Source organism: Amycolatopsis sp. WAC 01375, from assembly GCF_003947325.1.
Taxonomy (GTDB): domain Bacteria; phylum Actinomycetota; class Actinomycetes; order Mycobacteriales; family Pseudonocardiaceae; genus Amycolatopsis.
The window spans coordinates 77,354-90,077 of record NZ_QHHW01000025.1 but is presented as its reverse complement, the minus strand read 5'-3'; the positions used below and the strand labels follow the sequence as shown (position 1 = coordinate 90,077).

The window sequence follows — 12,724 nt, the reverse complement described above, 5'->3', positions numbered from 1 at the left end:
CTCCGATTGCCTCACCGTGCCCGAGCGGGCCCGGTGAGTCCAGGTTGTCAGGCGGGAGTCGTGAGCGCCTTCTTTCCGGCTAACGTTCAGGGAGAACTCCGGGTTCCCCCTGAACTGTGAGCCAGTCGCCCAGCCTGCGGACGCCCTCGTCGATGTCCTCGCGCGAGCCCGCGAAGGAGAACCGGACGAACCGGCCACCGTCGACAGGATCGAAGTCGATACCCGGGGCGATCGCGACACCGGTCTCGGCGAGGAGCCGCTGGCACCAACTAAGACTGTCGTTCGTGTACGCGGAGACGTCGGCGTAGGCGTAGAAGGCGCCTTCGGCCGGCGCGAGCCTGTCGATGCCGATGCCCTTGAGACCGCTGAAGAGCACGTCGCGGTTGGCCCGGTAACGCTCGACATGGCCATCGGCCTCCGCGTACCCCTCCGGAGTGAACGCGGCGATCGCGGCGTGCTGCGAGACCGCGGGCGGGCAGATGGTGAAGTTGCCGGTCAGGACGTCGATCGCGCGATGCAGCCGCTGGGGCGCGAGCATCCAGCCGAGCCGCCAGCCCGTCATGGCGAAATACTTCGAGAACGAACCCAGGACGAGCGCTTCGTGGCCGTACTGCCAGGCGCAATCGAGCCCGGCGCCGTAGGAGATCCCGTGGTAGATCTCGTCGCTGATCAACTGCACGCCGCGTGACGCGCACCAGCCGCTGATCGCGGCCAGTTCACCCCGCGGCAGGACGGTGCCGGTGGGGTTGCTCGGACTGGCCACGATCAGTCCCTTGATCGGCCCCAGTTCGTCGAGCAACGCGACGGTGGGCTGGAAGTTCGTCCCCGCCCCGGTGGCGAACTCGACCACCTCGCAACCGAGCACCTTCAGCAGGTTGCGGTAGGCCGGGTAGCCGGGGCGCGCCATCGCGACCCGGTCACCGGCCTCGAAGGCGCTGAGGAACGAGAGCAGGAAGCCGCCGGAGGAACCGGTCGTGATGATGACGTCCTGCGGGCTCACGTCGACCGGATACGTGCGGTTGTAGTGCGCCGCGACGGCCTCACGCAGTTCCGGGACGCCGAGTTGCTCGGTGTAGCCGAGGGTGTGGTCCTTCAGTGCCCGCTGCGCGGCCTCGAGCACGGGGCGCGGCGCGGGCGCGGACGGCTGCCCCGCGAGCAGCGGGACGAGGTCGCCGTGGCTGCGCTGCCGGGCCTGCGCTGCCGAAAGGACGTCCATGACGTGGAACGGCGGGACGTCGGAACGTGTTGCGGGACCAGGGAAAGACATGGGGGTGAGGCTAGCTCGTGGTCGGTACAGGTGGTCGTGAGTGGCGATTCGGGTTAGAACCCGAATCGCCACTCACGACCACCGCGACCACCGCGACCGCTAGTAGCCCTGGTAACCGCCGCCACCGGCCATGGACTTCAGCCCCGGGTGCCCCTCGAAGCCGCCGTACCGCGAGAACGTGTACCGGACGCCCGCGATGATGTTGTCCACCGGGTTGTAGATGTCGTCGTGCCCGGGAAGCTTGTGCGCGTTGAAGGTCGGGTCGATGCACTGCATCAAACCCTTCGACGGCGTGCCCTTCGCCGCGTTGGAGTCCCAGTCGTTGATGGCGTTGGGGTTACCGCCGGACTCCTTCTCGATGATCGTCCAGATCTTCTGGATGTCCGCCTCGGTCACGGGGATCCCGGCGGCCTGCAGGATCTTGATGGCCTCCTGGATCCACTGCTGGACGTTGCCCGGCGGCGTCGTCGACGGCGGACCGCCGCTGGGGCCGAGGCCGCCGCCCCCACCGCCGCCGCCTCCTCCGCCTCCGCCTCCACCGCCGCCACCGCCACCGCCGGTATGGAGACCGCCGGTGCGCTTGGGGACGCTGCCGTCCTTGCCGGGCATCGGGACCGTCGCGTAGCCACCGCCCTCGATGTCCTTCTTCATCAGCTGCTGCGACTTGCTGATCAACCCGTCCGCCTGAGTCAACAGCCCGGTGATGCTTTCGGCGGCCGAACTGGCGGTCTTCTGGTTGGCGGCATTCGCCGCGGTGATGATCTGTTCCGCGGTCGGATTCGGCGGCTGGATCTTTTTGTCCGGATCCGCCGCGTCGGCCGCTTGCTTACGAGCCGCCGCGACCTTCGGCGTCTCCGTGTCGATGCACGTCTGGATGGTCTTCTGCGCCGTCTTGGCGGCGTCGTCGATCTTGCCTTTGATGTCGCTCAGCTGGACTTGGAGTTCGCCGAGGTCCTTGCTGATCTCCTCCAGGTGCCCCTTGACCCGGTCGCCCGCGGAGGTGATCTGTTTGACGTAATCGAAGAAGGCGTCGGCGGCGGGACCTTTCCAGACACCGCCGTTCAACGCGTCGGTCGACGACTTCAGCGAGGCACTGTGGTCGCCTGCCTGCGACGCGGCGGCGTGGAACTGATCCGCGGCCTTCTGAATGGCTTCCGGCTTGATGCCCTCGACTTGTTTGGCCTTGTCCGTGACCTGTGACCAGTTCGGCGGGAAGTCAATATCGCCCACAACGCCCCCTAGAAATCAGGCCCGCCGGGGCCGGCTTTCGTGTGCTCACTGCTTGCCGTGCTCGTGCAGCTTCAGATTGTCCACGTGCACGGCTTCGGTCTCCTGGATCAAGCCGGCGGCCTTCCGCAGCACGAAGGCGGTGGCCTCCATCAGCTTTCCGGCGGAATCGAACTCGTTGTGCACGCCGTCCTTGAAGGAGCCCACGGCGCCGTGGACGTCACCCGAACCGCCCATCGCCCCGAACGGGCTTTCCTTTTCGTCGTCGACGCCGGTGACCTGCTTCTTGGACTTTTCGAACTCGTCCTTGAGCCTTTCCACCTGACCGGCGGCGATCCCCATCGACTCCGGGTCGTACACAGGCACGGTTCGTCATCCCCTTCACGGAAAACTCGTATCGCCTCCGATCAGACGCGCTGCCGATCAGGACGGTTCCCGCGCATACTTTAAGACCTCGGCAGTGGGCCGTGTGCGTATCCACGCCAACTTCCACCCCGCCGATTTCGACTTCGTGAACAGTCGAATCGGGCGAATCAGAAATCGGCGACTTCCCGGATCCGCGTCGCCAGCAGCTGGTTGTCCGCCGGGGTGATGGTCGCCCAATCCCGTCCGTCCCGGTTCCGCGCGACCTGGAACAGGTACCGTCCCGCGTCCGTGTCGTAGAAGGCGACCACACTTTCCGCGCGGCGGGGGCGGCCATCGCGGCCCGCGCGTTCGACACCGAACTGGCCACGCGCCTCCTGGCCGAGCAGCATGCCCGCCACCTCTTGGGCCTGCCACAGTGGCACGTCCAGGTCTTCCAGGGCGGTGACCATTGCTTTCGCGTCGCCGCGGGCGGCGGCGTCGGCATCGCGGAGGATGTCGTGCGGGATGCTGACCGACTGGCCGACGCCGGGACCGAGATCGCCCGCGACCGAGACGGCGGCCTCGGCGAGGGAGCTCTCCCTGGCGGGGATCAGCCACACCTGGCCGGAGTCGATCACGCCGAGCAACGCCTGGTTGCCGACGCTGACCGCCTGGCCCTTGATCTCGCGGTCGGTCCACACCCAGACGTCGATCGCGACCCTGGGGTGCGCGAACAGGTTCAGCATGTCGACCAGTTCGCCCGACGCCTGGTGTCCCCGCGCGAGCCCTCGCGCGCGCAGGGATTCCCAGGCCTCTTCGATCAGTGCCGCCCGCTCCGTGTGGGTCGTTCCGGGACTCGGCACGTCGAGTGCGACATGGCGGCGGGGCAGCCGTTCGGCTTCCCAGAGCATTTCGAACTCGAGTGCGGACAGCACCAGGCTGCCGTTGTCGTTCGGCACAGGTTCAGCGCGCTTCGGGGTTGCCGTGGTCACCGATCACGTCGGGCGACACCATGCGCTCGTCCGTGAACAGGTCCTTGTCGTCGACGCCGTAACGCCTGATGTGCTCCGCATCGTCTTCGACGTCCTGAGTGGCCGCACGTTCCATGAACTTCGACTCCGGCTTCGGCTGTTTCGCGCCGATCTTCTCCGAACGCTTCATGGCCTCTTCTTCGGGAAGCTCGCCGATCGGCAGCTGACGGGTCGGCTTCCCGCCGCCTTCCTGACGAGGACGGCGGTCGCGTTCCTTGTCACCGCTCAGTGCCCCACCCGCGACTCCGGCGCCGAGCGCGGCGGCACCCGCACCGAGGTCGCCGGCCGCCGGGCCGGTGATCTTCGGGACGGCGGGGAAGCCGCGGCCGGATTCATTGCCGGGAGCCAACGGCGTCTGCGGTCCGGCGCCGACCGAACGGCCCTTGCCGAGCGCCTGGTCACCACCGGCGCCACCGCCGACGTTGCCGAAGACACCGGGGCCGGAACTGGAGCCGGGGCCCTTGCCGAGAGCGCTGTCGGCACCGGGCCCGGTGCCGAACGACTTGACGGCGGGCTGCGCCGACGTGGTGCTGTTCGGCGGCACGCTGCCGGTGGACGGGCCCGGCGGGACGCCCGGGGTGTTCGGCGCACCCGGCGGGATGAACGGCGGCGTGGCGGGCGAGCCGGTGACCGGGTACGACGGCCTGCCCTGTTCCGGCTGCGGAGCGGGCCGGTTCGGCGTCACCCAGCCACTGCCCGGTGCGGGTACCGGCCTCGAAGTGCCGGACGGCGTGGTCGGAGCCGCGGCCGCCGGAGCGGTGACACTGGAGTGGGGCGCCGACGCGCCGGTCTTGCGGGCCACACCGCCGCCCATCGCGACGCCGTAGGCCGGGGTCGGGGCGTCGTAGGACGGCGCCTTCGGATTGCTGACGGGCTGCACGACCGGCGGCACGTACTTCGACTCGACGGCGGCCGACGCGGGTCGCACACTGCCGTCCGGAGTGAGCTCGGTGGCCGTGCCCGCGAGGTCGAGCGCGCCGGAACCGCCGCCCACTCCGGCGGCGGTGGTGGTCTGGGACAGGTTCATCGCCTGCGGGTCGGCCAAGGTGTCGGTCGACAGCAGGTTCTCACCGCTCGTCTTGGCGTAGTCGTTCAACGCCTCCTGCGCCTGCGCCCGGGCGTTGTTCGCGGCGCCGACGCTCTTGGCGTGGTCGGTCTCGAACCCGATGAGGCTCAGCACGACGTCGCCGACGGTCAACCCGCCGGCGCCCTTCCGGACCACTTCCGGATCCGGGAGCTTGTGCAACGTCCGGTTGAAGGCCTCACCCTGGGCGAAGATCATCTCCGCGGAGTGCGAGACCTTCGAGTTCGCGTCCTGGGAAAAGCCCGCCTGCTCGGTGAACACCTGGCCGGCGGCGCCACCCGCCTCGCTCTGCCATTCCACGCCGAGCTTGCCCAGCTCGTCGCGCAGTGTCTTGTCGGTGTCGGCGAGCGCGCCCGCCACGGCCTTCAGCGCGTCGACGGCGATGCCGATGCTGCCGGTGCCGTCACCGCTGCGGAAGCGTTCGATCTCGGTCGCGATCCCGGTGTCGGTGTAGCCGTCGAACCGAAGATCGCGGAGCCTGCCCGCGAGGTCGGAAACGTTCACGCCGCCCTCCCTAGTTGCGTGCTTTCAAGGTCTGCAAAGCCGAATCGGCCGCCCGTGCGGACATTTCGCACAGCTGCGGCATGGTGAACCCACCGGCGGTGACGGCGACTGCCCGCACCGCCAGCGTCTGTCCTCGAGCGACACCGACGAGCGTTTCGCAGTCACCCGGCGTCCCGCCGTCACGGTGGTTCTTGATGGCGGGGAACCCGCCGACCGCCGTCGGTTCCGTGGTCATGCTGTTCTTGCGGCGCTTGCCGGTGAACCACTCTTCGACGTCCGCGGTGATCGTGCGGACGTAGTAGCTGTGGAAGGGCTGCGCGGCGTCCGCGTCGAGGACACAGGTCGGACCGTCGATCGGTTCCGCGGCCGCGCGCGGTTTGCTGTTGATCTTGAGCTGATCGAGCTGGGGATCGGTGAGCAGGGCACACGGATCGACGCCCTGCAGGCTCAACTCGGCGGGCCTGGCAGGCAGCGCGGACGCCTTGGCGCCCTGCGTGACCGAAGCCAGCGCGGGCTCGTCGGGAAACGCCTGGCCGCCCGTCCCCGTGGTGCATCCGGCCAGCGCGAGGGTGAGCACTCCGCCGGACACCAGCACACGGGGCCTACGCCCGGTGAACACCACGGTCCCCGAACGCGGCGGCCTTGTCCGCATCACTGGTCTTGTACTCCTTGGCCGCCGTGCGGAGCTGGTTGACCAGGCTCCGCAGACCGGCCACGTACGCCCGGACCTGCGCGGCGTACGACTGGTCGCCATCGGCCACGAGTTCGTTCCAGACACCGGTCGCCTGCGTGCTCACGGTGTCGTTGGCCGGGGTGTCGATGCGCAGCTGGTCGAGCCGCGTCATGAGCTTGTCCTGCAACGCGTCGATCTGCTCTTCGACGATCTTCGCCACTTCGAGCAGCTTCGACGGGTCGACTCTGATGTCGGCCACCGACGGTGGCGTCGGGACCGCCGACGTGAGGTCCTGGACCTTGTCCGATACTGCCATTCCCCACCCCTTGGACACTGCGCACGGTGACCGTTCGTCCCGCCTGAGGCTACCAACGCGGATGTATCGGCTGCCTAAGCTTTGCGGGAAATACCGGGTTGGACGCACCCGGAACCGCGACGGTTCCGCCGGGAATTCACGAGACCGGGGTGGCGATCTCTCCCTTGGCCGCGAGCAGGGCGATGTCGGTGCGGTGATGCGAGCCGGCCAGGTGGACCTTCTCGACCGTCGCGTAGGCGTCCTTGCGGGCGGCCTTCAGGTTCTTGCCGGTGCCGACGACCGACAGCACACGGCCGCCGGAGGAGACCACGGCGCCGTCGTCGCGGCGCCGGGTGCCGGCGTGGAGCACGCCTTCGAGCTCACCACCGGTGATGACGTCGCCGGTCCTCGGCTTGCCGGGGTAACCGTCCGCGGCCAGCACGACGGTGACCGCCGCGCCCGAATCCCAGTCCAGCGGCGGCAGGTCGGCGAGCTTGCCGGTCGCCGTCGCGTGCAGGACCTTGCCGAGCGGGCTGCGCAGCAGCGCCAGGACGACCTGGGTCTCCGGGTCGCCGAACCGGCAGTTGAATTCGATGACCTGCGGGCCCTCGGAAGTCAGCGCGAGACCGGCGTAGAGCAGACCGGAGAAAGTGGCGCCGCGGTTGTCGAGCTCGTCGACCACGGGCTGGACGATCCGCTCGACGACGTCGTCGACCAGGTCCTTCGGCGCCCACGGCAACGGCGCGTACGCCCCCATACCGCCGGTGTTGGGACCCGCGTCGCCGTCGCCGACGCGCTTGAAGTCCTGCGCGGGCAGCATCGGGACGACCGTGCGGCCGTCGACGAAGCAGAAGAGAGATGCCTCCGGGCCGTCGAGGAAGGACTCGAGGAGCACGGGGTGTCCGCCGTCGAGCAGCATCAGGGCGTGCTTGCGCGCGACATCGACGTCCGTGGTGACCACGACGCCCTTGCCCGCGGCGAGGCCGTCGTCCTTGACCACCCAAGTGGGACCGAAACGGCCGAGCGCGGCGTCGAGGCGGGCCGGGTTGTCGACGACCTCACAGTGCGCCGTCGGCACCTTCGCGGCCGCCATGACGTCCTTCGCGAACGCCTTGGAGCCCTCGATCCTGGCCGCGGACGCGGACGGGCCGAAGCAGGCGATGCCCGCCTTCCGGACCGCGTCGGCGACACCCGCCACCAGCGGGACCTCGGGGCCGACCACCACCAGGTCCGCCTGCCATTGCTTGGCGAGGGCGGCGACCGATTCGGGATCGGCCGCGTCCACGCCGAGCTGCTCGGCCACCGAAGAGGTGCCGGCATTGCCCGGGGCACAAGCCAGCGCGGTGACGGAAGGGTCTTCCGCGACCGCGAGGACGAGTGCATGCTCACGGGCGCCGGACCCGATTACCAGTACGCGCACGACGCACAGGGTAACCGTGCCGGAGACGACCTGTTGGCGGAGCCACGTGAAACCCGCCCCGGCCGGAGGCCCCGCCATCGTGGCGGCGGGGCACCATGACGTCTGACCTGCGAAAACACGAACCTGCCCCGGCGACGCGATCGCGGTCGCGGGTTCACCGATCGACACAGTCCGAACACGTCGCGTCCTCGAGCGGGTGGTTCCATCCGGCGTTCACCCGGCGGTCAGCGCTCCGCCGGTCCGTCTTCGCCGATCGGACGCCTCCTGCGTCAAGGGTTGCGCGGTACCCCGAGTTCAAGCGAAAGAGGTCAACCACCATGCGAAAGCGCCTGGGCGTGCTCGCCCTGTCCGGACTCGCCGTACTCAGCGTCACAGGGCTGGCAGGCGCCGCCGAGCCGAGCGCCCAAGATGTGTCGGCGCTGGCGAAGGGCCACGATGGGCCGGTGATCGTCGGACATCGCGGCGCCCCCGGCTACCGCCCGGAGCACACGCTCGCCTCGTATGAGCTCGCCTACCGCCAGGGCGTCGACTGGGTCGACGTCGACCTCGTGCCCACCAAGGACGGCCAGCTGGTCGCCCGGCACGAGAACGAGATCGGCGGGACCACCGACGTCGCGAAGCACCCCGAGTTCGCGAACCGGAAGACGACGAAGGTCATCGACGGCGCGTCGTTCACCGGCTGGTTCACCGAGGACTTCACCCTCGCCGAGCTGAAGACCCTGCGCGCCACCGAGCGGATCCCGCAGCTGCGGCCGAACAACAGGATCTACGACGGCCGCTACCAGATCGCCACCTACCAGGAGGTGCTCGACCTGACGCGCCGGCTGGGCCGCGAACTGCGCCGTGAGCTGGGGACGTACCCGGAGATCAAGCACTCGACGTACTTCTCTTCGATCAAGAACCCGACCGAGCCGAAGCTCGTCGAGCTGATCAAGCGCAACGGGCTCAACCACCCGAAGGCGCCGGTGATCATCCAGTCGTTCGAGGTGTCGAACCTGATCGCGCTTTCGCGTCAGGTGCGGGTGCCGCTGCTGCAGCTGACCTCCGCGACCGGCGCTCCGGCCGACTTCGTCGCGAAGGGCGACCCGCGGACGTACGCCGACCTCGTCACGCCTGCGGGCCTGAAGGAGATCTCGAAGTACGCGGACTACCTGGGCCCGGAGAAGGCGCAGGTCATCCCGGTGGTGAACGGCGCGCTGGGACAGCCGACCAAGCTGGTCGCCGACGCGCACCAGGCCGGGCTGAAGGTCGGGCCGTACACGTTCCGCAACGAGAACAACTTCCTCCCGCAGAACCTGCGCTCGTCGGCGAACCCCGCCGAGTACGGCAACGCGTTCGCCGAGCAGGAGGCGTTCCTCAAGGCGGGCGTCGACGGCTACTTCGCCGACCACCCGGACACGGCGCTGGAGGCTGTGAAGGCTTTCCGGGGGCGCTGAGTTCTCGGGGTCGTGAGTGGCGATTCGGGTTCTAACCCGCTTTACCGCTCACGAGGGTTCGACCGGCTCGGCACCAGTGACCTTGCCCTCCCGAGGTACGTGAAGGACCCCTTCCTTGCGCCTGGCGCAAGGAAGGGGTCCTTCATGCACTCGGCAAGGTGTGAAGGATGCCTTCACGCGCCACTGTTGTGACTGCTGGTGCCTGTGGGGCCAACGTGGTGATGCCCGAGTCCGTGAAGGACTCCTTGAGGGACCCAGAGTCCCTCAAGGAGTCCTTCACGGACCGGGCCTGGCACCAACCCACAGCCGGAACCACGTAGGCACCTAAGACACCCTTGGCTCTAACCCGAATCGCCACTCACGACCAACCTGACCCGGGCTCTCTGCTCGCGTCACCGTCCTCGCCCTGCGGCGGCGAGTGCCATGAAAGGTCCTTTCCTTGCAAAATTTGCAAGGAAAGGACCTTTCATGGCGTCCGGAGGGGGTGCGGTCTTGACGGGACCTTGACATCCGCAGGTCGGCGGGCCTAATTTCGGCGGATCTCAATGGTCTGTCCGCATACCTTTTAAGTGGGTGCCCGATGGATGTCTCAGACAAGCAGGCCGAACCCGCCGACGAAGACAGTGCCCGGCTCCACCAGCTCGGCTACGCGCAGGAACTCCGGCGCACGATGTCGACCTTCTCGAACTTCGCTGTCTCCTTCACGATCATCTCGATCCTCTCCGGCTGCCTGACCCTCTACGGGTTCGGCATGAAGACCGGCGGGCCCGCCGCGATGATCTGGGGCTGGCCGCTGGTCGGCCTGTTCGTCATCCTCGTCGGACTGGGCATGGCGGAGGTCTGTTCCAGCTATCCGACCGCGGGCGGCCTCTACTACTGGGCCGCGAAGCTCGCGCCGAGCAACGGCGCGGCGTGGTCGTGGTTCACCGGCTGGTTCAACCTCATCGGGCAGATCGCCGTCACCGCCGGGATCGACTTCGGCGCCGCGCTGTTCCTCAACGCCTTCCTCGACCTGCAGTTCGGCTTCGCGGCGACGCCGGGCCACACGATCCTGCTGCTGGGGATCATCCTCGTGATCCACGGGCTGCTGAACACCTTCGGCGTCAAGATCGTGGCACTGCTGAACAGCATCAGCGTGTGGTGGCATCTGGTGGGCGTGCTGGTGATCGTCGGGGTGCTGATCGTCGTTCCCGAGAAGCACCAGGACGCGTCCTTCGTCTTCGGCGAGTTCGTGAACAAGACCGGCTGGGCTTCACCGGTTTACGTCTTCTTACTGGGGCTCCTCGTCGCGCAGTACACGTTGACCGGCTACGACGCCTCGGCACATATGACCGAGGAGACCAAGAACGCGGCGAAGGCCGGGCCGCGCGGCATCATCAACTCGATCCTCGTCTCACTGGTCGCCGGCTGGGTCCTGCTGATCGGCCTCACGTTCGCCATTCAGGACTACGACGGCGCCGTCGGCTCCGCGACCGGGGTGCCGCCCGCGCAGATCTTCATCGACGCGACCGGCGCGACGACCGGCAAGTTCCTCCTGCTGATCTGTATCGGCGCGCAGCTGTTCTGCGGGATGGCGTCGGTGACCGCGAACTCGCGGATGATCTACGCCTTCGCCCGTGACGGCGCGATCCCGGGTTCGAAGTTCTGGCACCGCATCAACAAGCGCACCCAGACGCCGACCAACGCGGTGTGGCTGGCCGCGGGCGGCGCGTTCCTGCTCGCCCTGCCATATCTGTGGAGCCAAACCGCCTACGCGGCGGTGACCTCGATCGCCGTCGTCGGCCTCTACGTGGCCTATGTGATCCCGGTGTTCCTGCGGGTGCGCAAGGGCGACGACTTCGAACCCGGACCGTGGAACCTCGGCCGTTGGGGCAAGCTCATCGGGACCATCGCGACCGTCTGGGTGTGCTTCATCTTCGTACTGTTCATGCTCCCGCAGGGATCACCGATCACCATCGACAGTTTCAACTACACGCCTATCGCCTTCCTCGTCGTACTCGGTGGTGCGGCGGTGTGGTGGTTCGTCTCGGCCCGCAAGTGGTTCACGGGCCCGAAGGTGCAGGGTTCCGAAGCGGAACTCGCCGCCGTGGAAAGGGAACTCAAGGAGCTGGGGTAGCGGCCTCCCGGGAGCGGCCGGCGCGGACTCCGGTCACCGCGGCCGCTCCCAACGCCCCCACTGCGGCGAAGGCGTAGAAACCCCACGGGTACGCGATTCCGGCGGTCAGCAGCGCGCCGCCGAGGATCGGGCCGCTGATCGCGCCGACGCGGCCGACGCCCGCCGCCCAGCCGATTCCGGTGGCGCGTTGCCAATCCGGGTACGTCTTGCCGATGTAGGCGTAGACGAGCACCTGCGCACTGAACACGAACCCGCCGGTGAGGAACACGGCCACGTACAAACCGACCGCGGGCAGCTTCACGCTCAGCAGGGCCAGGAACAGCGCCGCGCCGAGGAACCAGAAGATCACCGCCGGCCGCACGCCGACCTTGTCCGCCACCCGGCCCGCGACGAGCAGGCCGACGACGCCGCCCAGGTTCAGCGTGAGCAGCAGCCCGAGCGCCGCGCCCAGCGGATAGCCTGCCTGGCGCATGATCTCCGGCAGCCAGGTGTTGAGCCCGTAGACCAGCAGCAGTCCCATGAACGACGTCACCCAGAACGCGATGGTGGCGCGCAGGAGCCCGCCTCGGAACAACCCGCCGACAACTTGTGTCGCCGACTTCTCTTGCGTGTCCCGCACCCGCTCGAAGGATTCGGATTCGGGCAGGTACTTGATCATCAGCGGTACCAGCACGAGCGCCGGCAGCGCGCCCGCGACGAACATCGCACGCCAGCCGAGCGGCTGGATCAGCCAGATGCCGAGCAGGGCGGTGAGCACCGCGCCGACGTGATAGCCGGTCATCACCGTGGTGGTCGCGCTGCTGCCCTTCCCCTTGCGGGCGTACTCGGTGACCAGCGCGATCGCCGTCGGGAGACAACCGCCGAGACCGAGCCCGGCGAGGAAGCGGAACAGCCCGAAGAAGAACGCGGAAGGCGCGATCGCGCAAAGCGCGGTGCACACCGAGAAGGCGGTGACCGCGATGATCAGCGCCTTGCGGCGGCCGATGACGTCGGTGATCGTGCCGATCGCCATCGCGCCGATCATCATGCCGATCAGGCCGAACGTCGAGATCACCGACGCCGTGCCCGGCGTCAGCCCCCAGACGTGGTCACGGAGCAACGCGGGCAGCACCGTGCCCAGGACGACCAGGTCGAATCCGTCGAGCAGTACCGCCGTCCAGGCGAGTGGAACCACCCACGAACGGGCCGCGGCAGTGGGCATGGGGACCTCCAGCTGTGTTCGCAATGCGCACGAGTATGCACAATCCGAACGCTGTGAGCAAGGCCACGGGTACCCTGGATGTCAGGAAAGGGGCGTTCAAGACGAAAATGTCCTGAACGCCCCTT

11 protein-coding genes are annotated in these 12,724 nt (G+C 68.2%); 2 read left to right on the top strand and 9 right to left on the bottom strand.

All coding sequences use genetic code 11. The features are described 5' to 3' along the window. Positions 1-79 precede the first annotated feature (79 nt). The 8 genes from DL991_RS14600 to purD form a co-directional block, all read right to left on the bottom strand. Complete coding sequence (locus DL991_RS14600) at positions 80-1,267, bottom strand: pyridoxal phosphate-dependent aminotransferase (protein WP_125784843.1); 1,188 nt, start codon at positions 1,265-1,267, stop codon at positions 80-82. 99 nt (positions 1,268-1,366) lie between these two features. Then, entirely contained in the window at positions 1,367-2,497 is a 1,131-nt protein-coding gene (locus DL991_RS14595) for a transglycosylase SLT domain-containing protein (protein ID WP_125784842.1), read from the bottom strand. Positions 2,498-2,542: 45 nt separating this feature from the next. Next, a complete protein-coding gene (locus tag DL991_RS14590) occupies positions 2,543-2,860 on the bottom strand; it encodes a hypothetical protein (RefSeq protein ID WP_199746184.1) in 318 nt (105 codons plus the stop codon). A 167-nt stretch (positions 2,861-3,027) separates the two neighbouring features. Further along, a complete protein-coding gene (locus tag DL991_RS14585; RefSeq protein ID WP_125784841.1) occupies positions 3,028-3,798 on the bottom strand; it encodes an ESX secretion-associated protein EspG in 771 nt (256 codons plus the stop codon). Between the two features lie 4 nt (positions 3,799-3,802). Next, on the bottom strand, positions 3,803-5,458 hold the full coding sequence (locus tag DL991_RS14580) for a PPE domain-containing protein (protein ID WP_125784840.1): 1,656 nt from the start codon (positions 5,456-5,458) through the stop codon (positions 3,803-3,805). A 10-nt stretch (positions 5,459-5,468) separates the two neighbouring features. Continuing rightward, a complete protein-coding gene (locus DL991_RS14575; protein WP_233598853.1) occupies positions 5,469-6,110 on the bottom strand; it encodes a DUF3558 domain-containing protein in 642 nt (213 codons plus the stop codon). Beyond that, positions 6,061-6,447: a PE domain-containing protein gene (locus DL991_RS14570; protein ID WP_125784839.1), complete on the bottom strand. Its 387-nt coding sequence runs from the start codon at positions 6,445-6,447 to the stop codon at positions 6,061-6,063. The genes DL991_RS14575 and DL991_RS14570 overlap by 50 nt, the downstream gene beginning before the upstream one ends. A gap of 136 nt (positions 6,448-6,583) precedes the next feature. Then, positions 6,584-7,846, bottom strand: a complete 1,263-nt coding sequence (gene purD / locus DL991_RS14565; RefSeq protein ID WP_125784838.1) for a phosphoribosylamine--glycine ligase — start codon at positions 7,844-7,846, stop codon at positions 6,584-6,586. Between the two features lie 317 nt (positions 7,847-8,163). Between purD and DL991_RS14560 the strand changes: the two genes are divergently transcribed. Together DL991_RS14560 and DL991_RS14555 are read left to right on the top strand one after the other, a co-directional pair. Continuing rightward, positions 8,164-9,282: a glycerophosphodiester phosphodiesterase gene (locus DL991_RS14560; RefSeq protein ID WP_125784837.1), complete on the top strand. Its 1,119-nt coding sequence runs from the start codon at positions 8,164-8,166 to the stop codon at positions 9,280-9,282. A gap of 580 nt (positions 9,283-9,862) precedes the next feature. After that, the gene (locus DL991_RS14555) at positions 9,863-11,398 is read left to right on the top strand and encodes an amino acid permease (protein ID WP_125784836.1); all 1,536 of its coding nucleotides are present in this window, start codon (positions 9,863-9,865) and stop codon (positions 11,396-11,398) included. Here DL991_RS14555 and DL991_RS14550 read toward each other — a convergent pair. Further along, entirely contained in the window at positions 11,382-12,599 is a 1,218-nt protein-coding gene (locus DL991_RS14550; RefSeq protein WP_125784835.1) for an aromatic acid/H+ symport family MFS transporter, read from the bottom strand. The genes DL991_RS14555 and DL991_RS14550 overlap by 17 nt on opposite strands. Positions 12,600-12,724: the final 125 nt, after the last annotated feature.